This is a genomic window from Flavobacterium sp. ZE23DGlu08 (genome assembly GCF_030505335.1).
Lineage (GTDB): Bacteria > Bacteroidota > Bacteroidia > Flavobacteriales > Flavobacteriaceae > Flavobacterium > Flavobacterium algoritolerans.
Genome location: NZ_CP130045.1, coordinates 1,149,846 through 1,169,605 on the forward strand (window position 1 = coordinate 1,149,846; position 19,760 = coordinate 1,169,605).

At 35.0% G+C, this 19,760-nt stretch carries 23 protein-coding genes; 16 read left to right on the forward strand and 7 right to left on the reverse strand.

All coding sequences use genetic code 11. The features are described from left to right. Positions 1 to 84: 84 nt before the first annotated feature. The 3 genes from Q1W72_RS05040 to idi form a co-directional block, all read right to left on the reverse strand. Positions 85 to 543 carry a peroxiredoxin gene (locus Q1W72_RS05040; protein ID WP_302137524.1) on the reverse strand — a complete coding sequence of 153 codons (459 nt, stop codon included), beginning with the start codon at positions 541 to 543 and terminating at the stop codon, positions 85 to 87. After that, positions 543 to 953, reverse strand: a complete 411-nt coding sequence (locus Q1W72_RS05045; protein WP_099713327.1) for a 6-carboxytetrahydropterin synthase — start codon at positions 951 to 953, stop codon at positions 543 to 545. The genes Q1W72_RS05040 and Q1W72_RS05045 overlap by 1 nt, the downstream gene beginning before the upstream one ends. A gap of 102 nt (positions 954 to 1,055) precedes the next feature. Continuing rightward, entirely contained in the window at positions 1,056 to 1,583 is a 528-nt protein-coding gene (gene idi / locus Q1W72_RS05050; RefSeq protein ID WP_099713328.1) for an isopentenyl-diphosphate Delta-isomerase, read from the reverse strand. Between the two features lie 167 nt (positions 1,584 to 1,750). Between idi and Q1W72_RS05055 the strand changes: the two genes are divergently transcribed. The 9 genes from Q1W72_RS05055 to Q1W72_RS05095 all read left to right on the forward strand — a co-directional run bounded on the left by Q1W72_RS05055 (position 1,751) and on the right by Q1W72_RS05095 (position 8,957). Beyond that, on the forward strand, positions 1,751 to 2,212 hold the full coding sequence (locus Q1W72_RS05055) for a GNAT family N-acetyltransferase (protein ID WP_302137525.1): 462 nt from the start codon (positions 1,751 to 1,753) through the stop codon (positions 2,210 to 2,212). 138 nt (positions 2,213 to 2,350) lie between these two features. After that, a complete protein-coding gene (gene msrB / locus Q1W72_RS05060) occupies positions 2,351 to 2,911 on the forward strand; it encodes a peptide-methionine (R)-S-oxide reductase MsrB (RefSeq protein ID WP_302137526.1) in 561 nt (186 codons plus the stop codon). A gap of 19 nt (positions 2,912 to 2,930) precedes the next feature. Further along, positions 2,931 to 3,557, forward strand: a complete 627-nt coding sequence (gene msrA / locus Q1W72_RS05065) for a peptide-methionine (S)-S-oxide reductase MsrA (protein WP_302137527.1) — start codon at positions 2,931 to 2,933, stop codon at positions 3,555 to 3,557. Positions 3,558 to 3,767: 210 nt separating this feature from the next. Continuing rightward, positions 3,768 to 5,081 carry an amidohydrolase gene (locus tag Q1W72_RS05070; protein ID WP_302137528.1) on the forward strand — a complete coding sequence of 438 codons (1,314 nt, stop codon included), beginning with the start codon at positions 3,768 to 3,770 and terminating at the stop codon, positions 5,079 to 5,081. Between the two features lie 170 nt (positions 5,082 to 5,251). Continuing rightward, on the forward strand, positions 5,252 to 5,464 hold the full coding sequence (locus Q1W72_RS05075) for an SHOCT domain-containing protein (protein WP_302137529.1): 213 nt from the start codon (positions 5,252 to 5,254) through the stop codon (positions 5,462 to 5,464). 210 nt (positions 5,465 to 5,674) lie between these two features. Next, positions 5,675 to 6,340, forward strand: a complete 666-nt coding sequence (locus Q1W72_RS05080; RefSeq protein WP_302137530.1) for a CHAD domain-containing protein — start codon at positions 5,675 to 5,677, stop codon at positions 6,338 to 6,340. A gap of 81 nt (positions 6,341 to 6,421) precedes the next feature. Continuing rightward, positions 6,422 to 7,507: a glycoside hydrolase family 130 protein gene (locus Q1W72_RS05085; RefSeq protein ID WP_302137531.1), complete on the forward strand. Its 1,086-nt coding sequence runs from the start codon at positions 6,422 to 6,424 to the stop codon at positions 7,505 to 7,507. A gap of 64 nt (positions 7,508 to 7,571) precedes the next feature. Then, positions 7,572 to 8,057, forward strand: a complete 486-nt coding sequence (locus Q1W72_RS05090; RefSeq protein ID WP_302137532.1) for a nuclear transport factor 2 family protein — start codon at positions 7,572 to 7,574, stop codon at positions 8,055 to 8,057. A 516-nt stretch (positions 8,058 to 8,573) separates the two neighbouring features. Further along, positions 8,574 to 8,957: a cupin domain-containing protein gene (locus Q1W72_RS05095; RefSeq protein ID WP_099713336.1), complete on the forward strand. Its 384-nt coding sequence runs from the start codon at positions 8,574 to 8,576 to the stop codon at positions 8,955 to 8,957. 78 nt (positions 8,958 to 9,035) lie between these two features. On the opposite strand, the gene Q1W72_RS05100 is transcribed toward Q1W72_RS05095, so the two are convergent. After that, positions 9,036 to 10,598 (reverse strand): NAD(P)/FAD-dependent oxidoreductase, encoded by a 1,563-nt coding sequence (locus Q1W72_RS05100; RefSeq protein ID WP_282711583.1) that lies wholly within the window; start codon positions 10,596 to 10,598, stop codon positions 9,036 to 9,038. A gap of 288 nt (positions 10,599 to 10,886) precedes the next feature. Between Q1W72_RS05100 and Q1W72_RS05105 the strand changes: the two genes are divergently transcribed. Then, a complete protein-coding gene (locus Q1W72_RS05105; RefSeq protein WP_099713338.1) occupies positions 10,887 to 11,120 on the forward strand; it encodes a hypothetical protein in 234 nt (77 codons plus the stop codon). A 52-nt stretch (positions 11,121 to 11,172) separates the two neighbouring features. Here the strand turns inward: Q1W72_RS05105 and recQ are convergent, their stop codons facing one another. Next, a complete protein-coding gene (gene recQ / locus Q1W72_RS05110) occupies positions 11,173 to 13,368 on the reverse strand; it encodes a DNA helicase RecQ (protein ID WP_099713339.1) in 2,196 nt (731 codons plus the stop codon). A gap of 85 nt (positions 13,369 to 13,453) precedes the next feature. On the opposite strand from recQ, the gene Q1W72_RS05115 reads away from it, so the two are divergent. The 5 genes from Q1W72_RS05115 (at position 13,454) to Q1W72_RS05135 (ending at position 16,825) form a co-directional block, all read left to right on the forward strand. Next, positions 13,454 to 14,419, forward strand: coding sequence for an SIS domain-containing protein (locus Q1W72_RS05115; RefSeq protein ID WP_302137533.1), 966 nt, complete (start codon positions 13,454 to 13,456; stop codon positions 14,417 to 14,419). After that, entirely contained in the window at positions 14,419 to 15,234 is an 816-nt protein-coding gene (tatC, locus tag Q1W72_RS05120; protein ID WP_099713340.1) for a twin-arginine translocase subunit TatC, read from the forward strand. Before Q1W72_RS05115 ends, tatC begins: the two co-directional genes overlap by 1 nt. Then, the gene (locus Q1W72_RS05125; protein ID WP_099713341.1) at positions 15,227 to 15,580 is read left to right on the forward strand and encodes a carboxymuconolactone decarboxylase family protein; all 354 of its coding nucleotides are present in this window, start codon (positions 15,227 to 15,229) and stop codon (positions 15,578 to 15,580) included. Before tatC ends, Q1W72_RS05125 begins: the two co-directional genes overlap by 8 nt. A gap of 85 nt (positions 15,581 to 15,665) precedes the next feature. After that, positions 15,666 to 16,406, forward strand: coding sequence for an LPS export ABC transporter ATP-binding protein (gene lptB / locus Q1W72_RS05130; RefSeq protein WP_099713342.1), 741 nt, complete (start codon positions 15,666 to 15,668; stop codon positions 16,404 to 16,406). A gap of 50 nt (positions 16,407 to 16,456) precedes the next feature. Then, positions 16,457 to 16,825, forward strand: coding sequence for a four helix bundle protein (locus Q1W72_RS05135; RefSeq protein WP_302137534.1), 369 nt, complete (start codon positions 16,457 to 16,459; stop codon positions 16,823 to 16,825). A 73-nt stretch (positions 16,826 to 16,898) separates the two neighbouring features. Here the strand turns inward: Q1W72_RS05135 and Q1W72_RS05140 are convergent, their stop codons facing one another. Further along, positions 16,899 to 17,762 carry a glycoside hydrolase family 25 protein gene (locus Q1W72_RS05140; RefSeq protein ID WP_302137535.1) on the reverse strand — a complete coding sequence of 288 codons (864 nt, stop codon included), beginning with the start codon at positions 17,760 to 17,762 and terminating at the stop codon, positions 16,899 to 16,901. A gap of 8 nt (positions 17,763 to 17,770) precedes the next feature. Further along, a complete protein-coding gene (locus Q1W72_RS05145) occupies positions 17,771 to 18,487 on the reverse strand; it encodes a phosphatidylcholine/phosphatidylserine synthase (RefSeq protein ID WP_302137536.1) in 717 nt (238 codons plus the stop codon). 277 nt (positions 18,488 to 18,764) lie between these two features. Between Q1W72_RS05145 and Q1W72_RS05150 the strand changes: the two genes are divergently transcribed. After that, positions 18,765 to 19,751: a PorV/PorQ family protein gene (locus tag Q1W72_RS05150; protein ID WP_367881681.1), complete on the forward strand. Its 987-nt coding sequence runs from the start codon at positions 18,765 to 18,767 to the stop codon at positions 19,749 to 19,751. Positions 19,752 to 19,760 lie beyond the last annotated feature (9 nt).

Here is a 19,760-nt window from a genome sequence, read left to right on the forward strand (position 1 = left end):
ACTGTTTAATCCTTTGAGAAGATTTATGACCGTGAAATAGCAACTGAATGCAAATTAAGATAAAACAAATGTATAATACAAAATCTATGATACTAATTTCTTGATGGATTGAAGGGCTTTCGGAATGTGTTTGGTAGCTAACACACTATCAAATATCATTTGAATGACTCCATTTTTATCCGTTACATACGTAACTCGTCCAGGAAGTAATCCAAACAATCCAGAAGGAACTCCAAAAAGAGCTTTGATTTTTTTATCATTGTCTGACAAAAGAATAAAAGGCAGTTTATACAGTTCACTGAACTGTTGATGTGAACTGACGCTATCACTACTGATTCCTATTACCTCAGCGCCTAAATCTTTGAAATCTTCATATTGATCTCTAAAACTGCATGCCTCAGCAGTGCATCCCGGAGTATTATCTTTTGGATAAAAATAAATAACGAGAGGTTTTTTCCCCACAATGTTCTGACTATCAAAATCATTGCCGTTTGCATCTTTTGCTTTGAAATTGGGGATGACATCACCTACTTTTAGTCCCATTATTGACCTTTATACGTTACAAAATTTCGTGGTGTTTCATAAAGAACAACTTCCAATTCAAATTCTGGCTTGATTCTTTTTCTGATTTTATTCCAAATTACTACAACAATATTTTCGGCTGTTGGATTCAAATCCTGAAATTCAGGCACGTCAATATTTAGGTTTTTATGATCAAATTGATCCTCAACATCCTCTTTAATAATATCACTCAAGAATTTCACATCCATCACATAACCCGTTTCCGGATCAATTTCGCCGGTTACACTCACTATCAATTCATAGTTATGGCCGTGAAAATTAGGATTATTGCACTTTCCAAAAATAGCATCGTTTTGCTCGAAAGTCCAATCTTTCCTGTATAATCTGTGTGCCGCATTAAAATGGGCTTTTCGTGAAATGGTAACTTTCATAATTTCAGATTTTAGTCCCGAAGCTTCGGGATCAGATTTCTCAAAGTGACGAAATCTAAAGTCTTTTAATGTTACTATATTTTTGAACTATTTTTTACAATTCTATATTTTGTGTTCCTCAAGAAAATGATAAAACTCGTCGAAAATAATCTTGAACCAAACGGTATATAACTCTGGATGCACTTCCATATCTTCTTTAACAGCGTCAATTTTCATCCACTTCCAGTCTTCTACTTCTTCCAAGTTGATTTTCGGCGCATCATTATAATAACCAATCATGACATGATCCAGCTCGTGCTCAGTCAAACCATTATCAAAAGGAGCCTTGTATATAAAATGAAAAAGTTCTTTGAGCTCTGTTTTGAAACCCATTTCTTCAAATAACCTGCGGCTTCCTGCTTGAATATTTGTTTCGCCCTCGCGCTGATGACTACAACAGGTATTGGTCCAAAGCAAAGGAGAATGGTATTTTTGATGCGCCCGCTGCTGCAACATGATTTCATTTTTACTGTTTAAAACAAAAACTGAAAAAGCACGGTGCAAAACCGCTTTTTCATGTGCTTCAAGCTTAGGCATCAATCCTATTTGCTCATCATTTTGGTTAACTAATATTACATTTTCTTCTAACATATAAATCTATTACTTGTCAAAAATACAAAAAAGATAATTAGGGACGGGGGCTTTAACGTTCTGTTTCGATTTGTTGAAGCGGAATTATTTTAAGGCTGTCCAAATAAAATTGACGCCCTCCTTTTAAAGATTCTTTTGTATTTTTATGACAAATTATAAATAACAAAATGCAAACTATAACCATCCGAAAAGCTCATCCAAACGATTTAGAAAAACTCCTTGAATTCGAACAGGGAATTATTACTGCCGAACGTCCATTTGACCCTACTTTAAAAGCAGAAAAAACACATTATTATGATATTGAAAAAATGATTTCAGCACCACATATAGAAGTATTGGTTGCCGAAATTGATTCGGAGCTTATAGGTTCCGGATATGCGCGAATAGAGACTGCAAAGCCTTATTTGAATCACCTGAACTACGCCTATTTAGGTTTCATGTACACTGATGCTAATCACAGAGGAAAAGGAGTAAATGCTAAAATTATTGAAGGGCTCAAAAACTGGTGTAATCTTCAGGACGTATTCGAAATCAGGCTGGATGTATACAATGACAATGCTTCCGCGATTAAGGCGTATGAGAAAGCAGGCTTCAAAAAACACCTTATCAACATGCGAATGATTTCATAATAATAAGGTTTTGTTAATTCTAAATCCAGAACTGTCTTTTACCCGTAAATAACGATAGTTAAATAACTATTAATTTGCAATGTAGACGACATTTTTTGATTCAAAAGCGCTTTACATTTGTACTATAAAAAGAAAATTATGAGAACAACAAGCCGTATTTTAAGCATATTATTTTTGCTCCCTTTATTTATGTTCACTGCCTGTGGACAAACGACAAACAAAAAAGACAGCACAAAAAAATCTATAGCAATGGGCAATTTTATCAACAAACCCGGAAATCCGTATTATTCCAATACAGACACGACAAAACTTAATGTTAGTGATGCCGAATGGAAAAAGGTTTTACCGGAAGACGTCTATGAAGTAACCCGTAATGCTGACACGGAGAGACCTTTTACAGGGAAGTATTGGGACACAGATGAAAAAGGAACCTATTATTGTGCCGCCTGTGGCAATAAATTATTTCGTTCTGGCGCCAAATTTTCAAGCAACTGTGGTTGGCCAAGCTTTTTTGAACAAGACAACAAGAGCAGTGTTATTTATAAAACCGACAATTCTCTTGGAATGGAAAGAATTGAAGCCCTTTGCGGAAGATGCAATGGTCATTTAGGGCATCTTTTTGACGATGGACCTGCTCCAACGGGAAAAAGATATTGTATGAATTCTATCGCACTTGACTTTATTCCTGATACTAAATAAAAATAAATCTAATCTACATATGAAAAATATATTTTTAATAGTGCTATTGACTTCATTTGGCATGTTTGGACAAAACAACACAATTGATAAAACCAAAAAACAATCCAATTTTGAAACTATTACATTAGCCGGCGGTTGTTACTGGTGTGTTGAAGCCGTTTATGAAAATCTAATTGGAGTAAAATCGGCGGTATCAGGATACGCAGGCGGCAAAATCGCAAATCCTACTTATGAGGATGTTTCTACCGGAAGATCCGGTTATGCCGAAGTAGTTCAGGTTACCTACGATAAAAAAGTAACAAATCTGGATGAGATTTTCAAAGTTTTCTTTACAGTTCATGACCCAACCACATTAAACCGACAAGGAGCCGATGTAGGAACCCAGTATCGTTCGGCGATTTTTTATAAAAATGAAGCACAGAAAAAAGCAGCGCAAACAATCATCGCTGCAATGAAAAAAGCTGGAATTTATGACAGTCCGATAGTTACAACATTGGAACCGTTGACTAAATTTTACAAAGCCGAAGACTACCATCAGAATTATTACGTCAACAATAAAAGCCAACCGTATTGTCAAATGGTAATTCAACCCAAAATGGAAAAATTTGAAAAGCTTTTTAAAAGCCGATTAAAGAAGAAAAAATAAATTATCAAACTATCGCCTTGTTACTGCAAACAAGGCGATTTTTTTTTAACATCTTACTTAAAGCAAGATACTTTGCACACTATTTTAAAATTACTGCAAGGCAAAATATTTTTGCTATATTTGTTTTGACTGACCGTATTTACCTCTAAAATAGCTTGAATTTCATTTGAAATAATTGCTATTATGAAACCAAACCTTACAACACAACTAATGAAAAAAAATATTCTTTTTACAGGATTACTTACTTTTTCCATTTTTGCTTCTGCGCAAAATGCAGCACTAAAAGCTAAGATTGCTCAAAAGGCAGCTTCTTTAGAATCCAAAGTTATTACTTGGCGAAGAGACTTTCACCAAAATCCAGAATTAGGAAACAGAGAATTTAAAACTGCCGAAAAAATAGCGGTACACCTGCGTTCTCTTGGGATTGAGGTACAAACCGGAGTAGGAAAAACTGGAGTTGTTGGTATTCTAAAAGGAGGAAAACCAGGTCCGGTTGTTGCCCTAAGAGCTGATATTGATGCACTACCTGTAAAAGAACGAGTAGACATTCCTTTTGCTTCCAAAGCAGAAGGGGAATACAATGGCAAAGTAGTTCCTATCATGCATGCTTGTGGGCACGATACACATATTGCAATTTTAATGGGAACAGCCGAAATTTTAGCATCTATAAAAAGCGACTTAAAAGGAACCGTTAAATTCATTTTTCAACCTGCCGAAGAGGGACCTCCAGAAGGCGAAGAAGGAGGAGCAGAATTGATGATAAAAGAAGGCGTTCTTACTAATCCCAAAGTAGATGTTATTTTCGGATTACATATTAATGCCCAGACAGAAGTTGGCACAATAAAGTACCGTCCAAAAGGTACAATGGCAGCATCCGATTGGTTTAAAATAAAAATAATGGGTAAACAAACGCATGGTGCTTATCCGTGGCTTGGTATTGACCCAATTGTTACCGCTTCTCAGATTATAATGGGATTACAAACCATTGTTAGCCGAAATGTAAACATAACAGAATCAGCTGCAGTTGTAAGCGTTGGACAAATAAATGCAGGGGTACGAAGCAATGTCATTCCGGAGGAACTTACAATGAATGGTACCATTCGTTCTCTGGACAGCAAAGTACAGCAAATGGTTCATTCCAGAATAAAACAAATTGCAACGGCAATAGCCGAAAGTGCCGGGGCCACTGCCGATGTGAGTATAACCAACAAAACTGCTATTACCTACAACGACCCATCATTGACCGAAAAAATGGTCCCAACATTAGAAGCTCTTGCTGGCAAAGAGAATGTTCTACTGACTCCTGCGGTTACAGGTGCCGAAGATTTTTCATTTTATCAGGAAAAAATACCGGGCCTTTATTTCTTTTTGGGAGGTGCTCCTAAAGGCAAGCCGACATCCGAAACTGCTCCACATCATACTCCTGATTTTTATATTGATGAAAGCGGTTTTGTGTTAGGAATGAAAGCAATGTCTGACTTGACTATAGATTATATGGAAATGAACACTAAAAAAAATAAGTAATTATATAAGCAAATGCACTAACAAGGTATTCCAATTGATAATCAATAACAAAATAAGAAAAATAGAAAAAACGCCTCACATAATGAGGCGTTTTTTTAATGGAATTACTTGAATTACCGTGCTGAAATTCATATATTTATATTGATTTTCAACAACTTAAAAACAACACCATGTATAACGGACATCATTTCGGTGGAATGCATTTTTTCTGGTGGATTTTTTGGATCATCCTCCTCATTTGGGTATTTGCATCTCCTTATAACTTTCTTGATCAGCGAACAAAAAAGGAAACTTCATTGGATATTCTGAAAAAAAGATTTGCCAAAGGAGAAATTACAAAAGAAGAGTTTGAAGAAAAAAAGAAATTTCTTGAAGAAAATTGAAACAAAAAATAAAGTTCTTTATGCCTTTTTAAACACATCGATTGTTGCAAGTATCATCCCTTCTTATTCTAAAATAATATTTTATAAAAAATGAAAGCACTTAAAACATATTTTAGTAAACGAAAAAGTGCCATAAACCTTATTTTAGAAAAATCTACAAAATCCTATATTCCGGAGACCTTTCATAGCCTTCGAGTAGAAATCAAGAAAATGAATGCTTTATTTGATTTATTAAACTATTGCTCTAAAAAATTTAAACGCAAAAAAAACTACTCCCCTTTTAAACTTATTTTTAAACAGGCGGGAAAAATCAGAGAACTTCAAATAGAACAATCCTTACTTGCTGAACAACCTAATTCTCATTTGCTGCAAGCTTACTACAAGCATTTAAAAAAACTCGAAACTAAAGAACTGAAACGTTTCTTCGCAATTGCGAATAAGAGCTTCATAGTTAAATTTAGAAAAAAGTACCGCAAAATAATTCCCTTACTTACTCAAGCAAGTAAAAAAAAGGTTAACCGCTATATGGATAAAAAGAGAAGGGAAATTAAAAAATTAATGTGCAAAACCAAGTTTAAAAAAACGCAAATGCACACTTTTCGCAAACGATTAAAAACATACCAATACAATGAAAAAATCCTAAGCTGCGAATCACAAAACCAATCGTTGCAAAACAAAAATATTTTATCGGATTTACTTGGAGAATGGCATGATTACGAAGTGGTCATCAATCATTTAAAAAAAGGAATTAAGTCAAATGAGACAATTTCAAGCGAAACGAAACAACTTCAAGTAACTAAAGCACTATTAACTTCAAAAAGAGAATTGTTATTCGATAAAATAAATGCAACTTTACCCTATCAGACTCTTTTATAAATAATTGAGATCAATAAAAACTAAAAACCATACTTAATAACTGTAGGAATCGTGTGTTCCTCCTAAACTATTTTGAACATTATGAAACAAACCATTACGTTATTATTCTTATTTATTCTAGTAGGTTGCGGCAGTAATTCCACATATAAATCCGAAACAAAAAGCAAGGATTGGGCGATGCTCAACTTTGTAAAAGTAGACAGCCTTAACCCTATTTTAGAACCGCAATTAAATCAAGTTTTTCAATCTCCAATAAGTAACAAAGAAGTACACTGGGAAGAACGAAATGTCCTAAATCCATCAGCGATTGTCAAAGACGGAAAAGTATATCTTATCTACAGAGCACAAGACAAAGACATGACGTCAAGATTAGGGCTGGCTATCAGCGAAGACGGATTGCACTTTAAAAAACAACCCGCGCCAATATTTTATCCGGACAATGATACTATGAAACAGTATGAATGGAAAGGTGGCGTTGAGGATCCAAGAATCATAGAAAGCGAGAAAGGAACTTATATCATGACTTATACCTCCTATGATGGTAAAACAGCACGCCTTTGTTTAGCCAGCTCAAAAGATTTAAAAACGTGGACAAAACACGGTCTAGTTTTAAATGAAGAAAAACACAAAGATTTGTGGTCAAAATCTGGAGCTATCGTTTGTAAATTAGCCGGCGATAAAATCATAGCTACAAAAATCAAAGGCAAATACTGGATGTATTTTGGGGACACTGATTTGTATCTGGCAACTTCTGAAGATCTTATCCATTGGAAAGTAGCCGAAAATGAAGAAAGCAAAAAAATGATTACCGTTTTACATCCTCGAATGGGATATTTTGATAGTCGTTTAGTAGAACCCGGTCCTTTTGCTTTACTCCAAAAAGAAGGTATTCTACTGATTTACAACGGAAGTAATGCGGCTAATTATAATGATTCGAGTTTACCTAAATTTACGTACGCAGCAAGTCAAGCGCTATTTGATAAAGAAAAGCCCTATAAATTAATAGACCGAATGGAAGATTATTTTATTCATCCGGACAAACCTTATGAAAAAACCGGAGAGGTAAATGAAGTTTGCTTTGTAGAAGGATTGGTTTATTTTAAAAAACAATGGTTTCTGTATTATGGAACTGCCGATTCAAAAATTGCTGTAGCGGTTAAAAAATAAAAACAAAACAAGCATTTGATATTCCAAAACCAATTAGAAACCTAACGACTCAAAATAAATTCTTATGAAACAAAACAGATTCAAATTTCATTTCTTTCTAAATCTAATTCTTGCTTTAGTACTTTTCAATACTGCAACTGCACAAGAAAAAAAAGTAGCATCAACATCCGCAGCACTATATAAGGAAATCGAACAAATGGACGAGATTATGTTCGAAGCGTTCAACAAAAAAGATTTCGAAAAATTCAAATCTTTATTTACTGAGGATTTAGAATGGTTTCAAGACAATGGCGGATTGCTTTCGCATGAAACCGTTTTTAAAAATTTTTCGAATATGTTTAAAAATGAAAACAAACTAACCCGAAAACTAGTCAAAGGAACGCTGGAAGTCCATCCTATCAAAGACTATGGAGCAATTGAAATTGGTGTACACGAATTCAGACATATGGAAAACGGAAAAGAAGAAATTGGAACGTTTAAATTTCTTATGATTTGGAAGAAAAAAGACAATCAATGGAAAATATCCAGAGTAATCAGTTACGACCATTAAGTCCAAATCATGAATTTTGTTTTCTTTCTTTGTAATAAAAACCGACGCGATTCCTGTTGCATTAAGAACAAAATAAAAAAATAACACTTCGCTTTAATACCTATAGAAAATCCGTTTTTAAAAATTTAAAAACGGATTTTTTTGTTTTCTTTAGAATCATAAACATTTAATTTTCAGCGATTTAACTTAAAATAAAAACCCCAAATTCGATATTTTATCTATTTATTTTGTAAATTAGTGGTTCCCCAAAAGCCATTTATCGCGCTTCGATAGTTCAAATGAATTGCTAAGCAAGAGTTAGCACCATCCTGAAAAATTGACATTACTTTTTTAATCGAACTGCATAGAAAATAAATTAAAAAAACATTAGTTAAAGTGTCGCCAAATTCCTTATTTCTAATTAAAAATGGTGTGTTAGCAGAAGTCTATATGCATCCAGAATGAAGCTGAAATATTTTTTTTAATGGACAACAAAATAGTGTCCAACTTAGTCTAATCAATAAAAAATGAAATAAAATGAAAGCAATTAAAATGATTTCGATGTCTTTGCTCATTGGATTATTCCTAATAATGAGTTCAAATGTGTATGCACAAGACCCAATGAAAGCAGGTCCAAAAGTGTATAAAAAAATCCTCCTTGAAAATGATAAAGTGAGGGTCATGTCTGCAGAATTTGCCCCAGGCGCAACAATGCCGTGGCATAGCCATCCACATCACACCGTGTATGCTTTGACCGGTGGTAAAATTAAAATAACAGAAAAAGGTAAACCTGCAACTAATGCAGATATCAAAGCAGGAGACGTATTATATTTCCCTCCCGTAACCCACATGGCAAAAAACACAGGAACTACCACATTCAAGATTGTGGTGACAGAAATAAAACCTGCCAAGAAAAAATAATCTAATCCTATAAAAACATTAAAAAGCAGCCCTAATAAGGCTGCTTTTTTTTAAAATAAAATTATATCACTTAAAAAATTAATTTCCTATAGACTCTTTTATCATCAATGCACATTTCTCACCATCAATAGCAGCAGATATAATTCCGCCGGCATAACCTGCGCCTTCTCCACAAGGGTACAACCCTTTTATTTGAACGTGCTCATAAGTCAATGGATCTCTGGGAATACGCACTGGCGAAGACGTTCTTGATTCTGGTGCATGAAGTATGGCTTCATTTGTTAAATATCCACGCATCGATTTTCCAAATTCAGTGAATCCTTCTCTCAATATTTGCGTTAAAAATCCAGGGAAAACCTGTCCCATTTCTACTGAAGTTGTTCCTGGAACATAAGACGTTTTAGGAATATCCGATGAAACTCTGTTTTGTGTAAAATCAATCATACGCTGTGCAGGAACTTTTTGGCTTTCTCCTGCCAAGTGCCAAGCACGTTGCTCGATGCTTTTTTGGAATTCCATTCCGGCCAAAGCACCAAATTTAGCAAAAGGCTTAAAATCTTCCAGTTGCAATTCGATTACAATTCCGGAATTGGCGGTAGCCTGATCCCTTTTGGATGGCGACCAACCATTGGTGACCACTTCGCCAGGACTTGTAGCACAAGGTGCAATCACGCCACCGGGACACATACAAAAAGAATACATTCCCCTTCCTCCTACTTGCTTCACGATAGAATATGGAGCCGGAGGTAAAAATTCTCCCCGATAATCACAACTGTATTGAATACTGTCAATCAAAGATTGAGGATGCTCTGCCCTAACGCCCAAGGCAAAAGGTTTCGCTTCGATAAAAATCTTTTTTCTATCCAATAATTCAAAAATATCACGAGCCGAATGTCCTGTGGCTAAAATAAGTTTATTAGCAAGAATCGTATCCCCTTTTTGAGTAACGATACCCTGCACTTCATTGTTTTTTATTAAAATATCAGTCAGTCTGGTTTCAAACAAAACTTGTCCTCCACATTCAATAATTTTTTCTCGAATGTCCTGAATGATTTGAGGTAATTTATTGGTACCAATATGTGGATGCGCCTCAATAAGAATATCGGCTGAAGCTCCAAAAGCAACAAACAATTCCAAAACGCGTGTTACATCACCTCTTTTTTTAGAACGCGTGTATAACTTCCCATCTGAATAGGTTCCTGCACCACCTTCTCCAAAACAATAATTAGAATCTTCATTTACAAAATGATCCACATTGATGGCTTTCAAATCTCTTCTTCTGCCTCTTACGTCTTTTCCACGCTCAATAACTATAGGCTTCAAACCCAATTCTATCAATTGCAAGGCAGCAAAAAGTCCCGCAGGTCCTGCGCCAACAACGATTACTTCTTGAGCTGTAGCCACATTCCCATAATCCGGAAGTTGTATTTTTTGCTCCTGAAAAGGCTCTCCTTTTAAATAGATTAAAACCTTAAGATTGATTTTTATAGCTTTTTGACGGGCATCAATAGATCTTTTTAGGATAGAAACGTGCTGAATTTCATTTACGGAAATCTTAATTTGTTTCGATAAATGATTTTTCAACAACAAATCATTTGCTGCAATTTCTGGAGATACTTGTAATAAGAGTTCTTGAGGCATTTTTTTAGATTATTCGATTTTTAGATTATTTGACTTTTAAAAATGTCTAAAATAATCCAGGTACAAAAGTAGTATTTTGTATTGACTTCTTGTTATTGAAAGGAAAATGCATTTTTCAAATTTTCAAATTGCCTAATTTTCGAATTAGACTTTGTAACTTTGCAATTCAAAAATAGTAAAACGATAACTCCTCAACCGATTAAACAATTAAGAATAAAATTAATATTTGATTTTCGAGGAACACTGATTACTGAACACTGATTACTGAACTTTTGTACCTCATAAAAAATGTCTAGACAAATAAAACTGATATGGGATTTTCGTGGTCCGGCAGCTGCAAAAACAGCGGAACATCACGAAATTCATTTAAAAGAATACATCACAATTGAAAAATTACCATTGAATATAACGGGTTTTGAAATTCAAGGTGAAATGCAAGCCATTGCTTTTATGGTAGTAACGGATGAAAACATGATTCAGGTTCGAGATGCTTTGAAACCGCATCGTGGGGAGCTTTTTTAGTTTGCAGTAATCAGTATTCAGATTGCAGAACACTGACCACTGACCACTTTTCTTAATTAGCAACCTCGCTGATGAATTTAATTCGCATCAAGCGCAATTCATCAATATCATAATCCCCATCAAATTCTTTGAGTGCATTTTCTATATTATCGGATTCAGATTCCATAAAATATTCATGAATTTCTTCCTGCTGATCATCGTCAAGCATATCATCAATCCAATATTTTATATTCAGTTTAGTTCCTGAATACACAATTTGCTCCATTTCTTTAATCAATGCATCCATATTGATGCCTTTGGCGGAAGCAATATCATCAAGGGATAGTTTCCTGTCGATATTTTGGATAATATAAAGTTTGTTTACGGAATTTACTCCTGTAGATTTCACCACTAAATCTTCCGGACGGATGATGTCGTTATCTTGTACATATCGACTGATTAATTCTAAAAATTCCTTTCCATATTTTTTAGCTTTCCCTTCTCCAACACCATGAATATTAATCAATTCCTCTTGAGAAACAGGATATTTCAAAGCCATATCTTCCAATGATGGATCTTGGAAAACCACAAATGGAGGAACGCCTAATTTCTTAGCCACTTTTTTACGCAAATCACGCAACATACCCATCAATAATTCATCGGCAGTTCCTGTAGATTTAGAAGCAGTTACTATGGCTTCATCTTCAGATTCGTTGTATTCATGATCTTCAGACATCATAAAGGATTCCCGGTTTTTAATAAAATCCAATCCTTTCTTAGTGATTTTTACAATGCCATAGGTTTCAATATCTTTCGATAAAAATCCTGCAACAAGAACTTGTCGCAACAAGGCCATCCAGTATTTTTCATCATGATCTGAACCACATCCAAAAAAGGACTGTGTATCTGTTCTATGTGCTTTGATGACAGCATTGACGCGGCCAATCAAGGTAAAAACAACTTCTTTTGATTTGTATAAATGCTTCGTATCTCGAACCACTTCCAACAGTTTCACAACTTGATCTATGGCTTCGACTTTTGTTTTTGGATTTCGAACATTGTCATCCATATCAGCGCCTTCCCCATTAACATCATCAAATTCTTCACCGAAATAATGAAGCAGAAATCTTCTTCTGGACATAGACGTTTCGGCGTAAGCCACAACTTCCTGCAACAAAGCAAATCCAATTTCTTGTTCTGCCACTGGTTTACCAGACATGAATTTTTCTAACTTCTCTACATCTTTATAGGAGTAATAGGCCAGACAATGGCCTTCTCCACCGTCACGACCTGCGCGACCGGTTTCCTGATAGTAACTTTCCAGTGATTTTGGAATATCGTGATGAATCACAAAACGCACATCCGGTTTGTCAATTCCCATCCCAAAAGCGATGGTTGCCACCACCACATCTACATCTTCCATAAGGAACATATCTTGGTGTTTGGCACGGGTTTTAGCATCTAATCCCGCATGATAAGGCACGGCACTTATTCCGTTTACTTGCAAAACTTCGGCAATAGCCTCTACTTTTTTGCGGCTTAAACAGTAAATAATTCCTGATTTGCCTTTATGTTGTTTTATAAAACGAATAATATCCGATTCTATATTTTTAGTTTTAGTACGTACTTCGTAATACAGATTGGGTCTGTTAAATGATGCTTTAAAAGTGGTAGCATCAGACATATCTAAGTTTTTCAGAATATCTTCCTGTACTTTTGGCGTAGCTGTTGCAGTAAGCCCAATAATAGGAACATCGCCTAATTGCTTGATGATGTGCTTTAAATTCCTGTATTCCGGTCTAAAATCATGTCCCCACTCCGAAATACAATGCGCTTCATCGATAGCTACAAAAGATATGGTAACATTTTTCAGAAAGCTCACATATTCTTCCTTTGTTAAAGATTCAGGTGCAACATATAATAACTTCGTCAATCCTGAAGTAATATCTTTTTTTACCTGAGTAATTTCGGTTTTAGTAAGAGAGGAATTTAAAACATGGGCAACGCCATTTTCAGAAGATAAACTTCTGATGGCATCCACTTGATTTTTCATTAAAGCAATAAGGGGCGAGACTACGATAGCAGTTCCCTCTTGAATCAAAGCAGGTAATTGATAACAAAGTGATTTTCCTCCTCCTGTGGGCATTATCACAAATGTATTCTGTTGGTTTAGGATACTTTTTATGACTTGTTCCTGCAACCCCTTAAATTGGCTGAAGCCAAAATATTTCTTTAATTCTTTGTGTATGTCAATTTCGTTTGAATTCATTCTTTATTATGTGGTATTTTGTATAAATTTGCAACACCTAAAGGTACAAATTTCTTTTACACATACAAATTTTAATTATTCTGTTTTGATATCTAAAGAAAATATATTGGCTAGCGCCAAAAAAACTATTTTATCGGAAAGCCAATCTATTGCTAAACTAACTGATTTTCTTGATGAAAACTTCATTGAAGCGACACAAAATATCTATAATTCCAAAGGAAGACTAGTGGTTACAGGGATAGGAAAAAGTGCTATTATTGCCCAAAAAATGGTAGCTACTTTTAATTCTACTGGAACGCCATCGCTATTTCTGCATGCCTCAGAGGCTATTCACGGTGATTTAGGAATGATACAAAATGATGATAGTATCATTTGTATTTCTAAAAGTGGCAACAGTCCTGAGATAAAGGTTTTAGTGCCACTCTTAAAACGTTTTAGAAATACATTGATTGCAATAACTGGAAATACTGCTTCTTTTCTTGCTAAAGGTTCTGATTTTGTTTTGAACACCACTGTAGATGCCGAAGCTTGTCCTAATAACCTTGCTCCAACTAACAGTACAACCGCTCAATTAGTCATGGGCGATGCGCTTGCCATTTGTCTTATGGAAATGCGTGATTTCAAACCGGAAGATTTTGCTGTTTATCATCCCGGAGGCGCATTGGGCAAGAAATTGCTATTGCGTGTAAAAGACATGCTAGAACACACCTTAAAACCTATGGTATCACCTGATGCATCTATAAAAAAAGTGATTTTCGAGATTTCTGAAAAACGTCTTGGTGTAACTGCGGTTGTCGATGAAGATAAAGTTATCGGTATTATTACCGATGGTGATATTCGAAGAATGTTAAACGACAGAGATTCTTTCGTTGATTTGACTGCCAGAGACATTATGACAAAAAACCCAAAATTAATACCATCTACTGCTATGGTTGTAGATGCATTGAACATCTTGGAAGACTTCTCCATTACACAATTAGTTGTGGTTGACAATGGAGAATACAAAGGAGTATTACATTTACACGATATTTTAAAAGAAGGAATAATATAATGGCGAAAAAAAACTTAAACGAAATGTCGTTTTTAGATCATCTTGAAGAATTAAGATGGTTATTGGTTCGAAGCACAATTGCAATATTAATTTTGGCTACCATCACTTTTTTCATCAGTGATTATATTTTTGATGTCATCATTTTTGGCCCCACAAATGCTAATTTTATAACCTATCGCTTTTTTTGCGACCTCTCAAATCAATTGGGCTTTGCCGAAAGTATTTGCGTAACCGAAATGCCTTTCATCATCCAAAACACAAACATGGAAGGACAAATCAACGTTTTGATTTGGACCTGTATAACTGCCGGATTTATTCTTGGTTTTCCATTCATCTTATGGGAAGTATGGAAATTCATCAGTCCTGCATTATATGATACTGAGAAAAAACATGCGAGACTTTTTATCGTGTCATCCTCATTACTTTTCTTTCTGGGTGTATTGTTTGGCTACTTTGTAATTGTACCTATGTCAGTAAACTTTTTTGCCACTTTCACCATCAGTGAAGTAGTAAAAAACCAGTTTAGCATTGATTCATATATTGGCTTGGTAAAAACAAGTGTTATTGCTTGTGGATTGTTTTTTGAATTACCTATAATCATTTATTTCCTAACCAAATTAGGTTTGGTTACACCAGTTTTCTTGAGAAAATATTGGAAATATGCCGTAATCATCATCCTTATTGTCGCAGCAATTGTAACCCCTCCAGATGTGGTGAGTCAAATAATTGTAACCATTCCGATGTTGTTAATCTATGAAGCGAGTATCTTAATTTCAAAAATAGTAGTAAAAAATCAAAAAAAATTAAATGGCTGATATAATCGAAGAATTCAACGAGTACCGTTCTAAAATGAACGAAAAATTATTGGCAGACAATAATAAAATTGTAAAACGAATTTTCAATCTAGACACTAATGCGTATGCGGCGGGAGCATTAGACGTAAAAACTAAAGAGCTTCTGGGATTGGTAGCTTCGGCAGTTTTACGTTGTGATGATTGTGTAAAATACCATTTGGAAACCAGCCATAAAGAAGGTGTAACCAAAGAGGAAATGATGGAAGCGATGGGAATTGCAACGCTTGTTGGCGGCACTATCGTGGTACCTCACTTAAGGAGAGCATACGAATTCTGGGAAGCACTGGAAGAAACTGCTGTGAAATAATTGTTAAGAAGCAAAATCGTTTAATTGTTTATTCGTTTATTTGAACGATTAAACAGTTAAACAATCCAACGATTAAACTAAAAAAATGAAATTAAGAGCCGAAAATCTAATCAAAACCTATAAAGGACGAAGTGTTGTAAAAGGCATTTCGGTAGAAGTAAATCAAGGCGAAATCGTAGGGCTTTTGGGACCTAATGGTGCCGGAAAAACTACGTCTTTTTATATGATTGTAGGATTGGTTAAGCCAAATTCGGGCAATATATTTCTGGATGATTTGAATATTACTGATTATCCAATGTACAAAAGAGCACAACAGGGAATTGGTTATTTAGCGCAAGAAGCTTCTGTTTTTAGAAAATTGAGCATTGAAGACAATATACTAAGCGTACTGCAACTGACAAAACTATCCAAGGCGGAACAAGAGGCTAAGATGGAAAGCTTAATCGAAGAATTTAGCTTAGAACACATTCGTACGAATCGTGGCGACTTACTTTCCGGTGGGGAACGCCGTCGTACCGAAATTGCACGTTGTCTTGCCACAGATCCAAAATTCATTTTATTAGATGAGCCATTTGCGGGTGTCGATCCAGTTGCCGTTGAAGACATTCAGAGAATTGTAGCTCAGTTAAAAAATAAAAATATTGGTATTCTTATTACAGACCACAACGTACAGGAAACCTTAGCTATTACGGATAAAACCTATCTTATGTTTGAAGGTGGAATCCTAAAAGCGGGAATGCCAGAAGAATTAGTAGAAGATGAAATGGTACGTCGCGTATATCTTGGACAAAATTTCGAATTAAGAAAGAAAAAATTGGAGTTTTAAAGAAAGTGGTCAGTATTCAGTAGCAGTGATCAGTTAAAAAAAAGAACAACATGAAATTCCAAGACTTATTAGCGTATCAGAAATCATTTTCATTAGCTATGAAAATCTTTGAAATAACAAAATCATTCCCAAAAGAAGAAATGTATTCCTTAACCGACCAAATCAGACGTTCTTCTAGAAGTGTACCGGCTAATATTGCAGAAGCCTATAGAAAAAGAGTTTATCCTAAACATTTTCATAGTAAATTAACTGATTCCGATGCTGAAAACTCAGAGACTCAAGTTTGGATAGAGTTTTCACTTAAATGCAACTATATAAATGAAAGTATTTATAACGAATTATTAAATGAAAGCAATGAAGTTGGTAAGCTAATAAATTACATGATTTTAAATCCTCAAAAGTTCGGAGTATCCATTTAGGAGTATCAACTGATTACTGAACACTGATCACTGAACACTAACTCATTGAACACTGATAACTGATTACTAAAAACTATTCCACTGTGATATACCGCAACTGCTGTAAATCTCCATTGTATATATTTATGTCTACATAACCTTTAATGCCAGGAACTGATGCCTTTTCGGTGAATTGCCAAAACAACCAATCTTCGGCTATTTCTTCTCTGTAAAAGTTATAATTAGCAATCCAAAAAAGATAATCACTGAATTCTTCTTTTAAAAAATCATCATAGTAGCGTTCGCCGGTATAGATAATCGGCTTCACACCATAATGTGACTCTACAGCATTTAACCATCTTTTCAAACCTAACTTAAGATTTTCAATCGACTGATTTTTAGGCAGTTTTTCAATGTCTAAAACGGGTGGTAAATCTCCTTTTTGAAGGGTTACTGTTTTTATAAAAAGTTCGGCTTGCTCCATTGAATTTTCGTTGGGACGATAATAATGATAGGCACCGCGAATCATTTTATTTTCTTTGGCGCCAAGCCAATTCTTATTAAACTGGCGGTCTTTCCTGTCTTTTCCAACAGTAGCACGGATAAACACAAAATGCAGCGGATATTTTTGTTCTAAAGTATCTACATAAGTCCATCGGATTTTTCCTTGATATTCTGAAACATCCAAACCAATACTTTTTCCTTCGTGTTTTTCTAAAACCTGATAATTACGAACATCAGAAATGCGCTTGGCTTCTGTTTCTTCTCTTAGAATTTTATCTGATTTAAAACTAAAATAGTAGGCTAAACCATCTCTATAATGATAGCCAACCGCAACAATCAGCAAAACAAAAAAAGCAACAATAGAATAACGCAAAACCTTCCCTGAGAAAACAGTTGCTTTCTTTTTGGGTTTACGAACTGCCGTAGTTTTTCTTCTGACCGTTTTTCTTTTCATCCAAAAAACTACTTTTTCAGCATTTTATTATTTATCACTGATAACAAAACATAGAAAAGAATGACCAAAGGAATTCCTAAATATTGGAGAAAAATTAATAACAAAAGGGAGCAAATCAAAAACACAATTTGAAGCGCATTATCCTTGAAATTGAACTTCTTGATTTTTAAGGAGAACAAAGGAATTTCAGCGTTCAAGATATAAGCGCTCAATACCGTTATTGCCAGTAAAACCCATTGATTTGTCAATATCTCAATAACAAATAAAGAGTCGGTGTATTTTAAAACCAAAGGCAGACTTAAAATAAACAGCGTATTGGCAGGAGTTGGCAAACCAATAAAAGAATCAGTTTGACGGGTATCAATATTAAAATTTGCCAATCGGTAACAAGATCCTAAGGCAATCAAAAACCCTAAATAAGGAAAAATTTGCAAATGATCAACCGCCGCAGTTGACGAATTGTCGATCATCATTTGAGACATCACTAAACCCGGCACAACTCCACTGGTAACCATATCTGCCAAAGAATCCAACTGCAATCCAAGCGGGCTCGATACTTTGAATAATCGGGCAAAAAAACCATCAAAAAAGTCCAGGAATATACCCAAGCAAACAAAATAAAATGCCATTTCAAAATCTTGGTTAAAAGCAAAAACCAAAGCGATACAACCGCAAAAAAGATTTAGTAAAGTAATAATATTGGGGATATGCTTTTTAATAGTCATAGTTATAAAATTTAGTGAACCACAGTTGGCAAATTTAGTATAATAAGTCAAGGAGAAGTACGTTTTTTAATAGAGTTTTTTCAACAGTGATTTCTTGTTTGGATATATTTACCCAAAGGAAGAAATAAGCTCGGTAAAAAATTATATTTTTGATAAAAATTAAACAGACTTTTAGTTTGTAAAAATGACCCCATTGAAAAAAAGCTTCCTATTAGCAGCGGTTTTGGTTAGTACGCTAAATTACAGTCAAGCCGTCAGAAAATACTCGAATGAGTTTATGAATATCGGCGTGGATGCGGCTGCATTAGGTATGTCTAATACTGTTGTGGCTACTACGAGTGATGTTAATTCGGGGTATTGGAATCCTGCAGGACTGATTCATCTGGAAGACCATCAGGTATCCTTAATGCATGCTAATTATTTTGCCAATATAGCCCAATACGATTATTTGGCATACGCAAGTCCTATAGATGACCGGAGCGCTTGGGGAATTTCATTAATTCGTTTTGGTGTCGATGATATTTTAAACACTACTGAACTTATTGACAGCCAAGGAAATATTGACTACAACAGAATCAGTCTTTTCTCAACGGCCGATTATGGTTTCACTTTTTCTTATGCTCGAAAACTCCCTGTTCCCGGATTTCAATATGGCGTAAACGCAAAAGTTATCCGACGAATCATCGGCAAATTTGCCAATTCTTGGGGCTTTGGTTTTGATGTCGGATTACAATTCGAAAAGAACAACTGGCAATTTGGATTAATGCTTCGGGATATAACCACCACGTATAACGTATGGAATATTGATGAAGATGAATATCAGAAAATTGCCAATTCCATTCCCGGAGAAAACCAGGAATTACCGGAGAGTACTGAGATTACAGCTCCAAAAGCACAATTAGGAATCGCTAAAAAGTTCATCATTCGATACAATTATAGCATTTTGGCTGCTGCCAATATGAATATGCGATTTGCAAAAACGAATGATCTTATCTCCACCGATTTTGTCAGTATCGATCCGGCTTTAGGTCTTGAATTTGGCTATACTGATTTGGTTTTTGTACGTGCAGGTGTGGGTAATTTTCAGAATGTACAACAACTGGACAACTCCGAAAAAGTGGGTTTTCAGCCTAATATCGGTTTGGGGTTCAAATACAAAGGCATCCAGATTGATTATGCGTTGACTGATTTAGGCGATCAAAGTACAGCTTTGTATTCCAATATTTTTTCAGTTAAAGTAGATTTGGGAATGTTTAGAAATTAATTTAAAAAC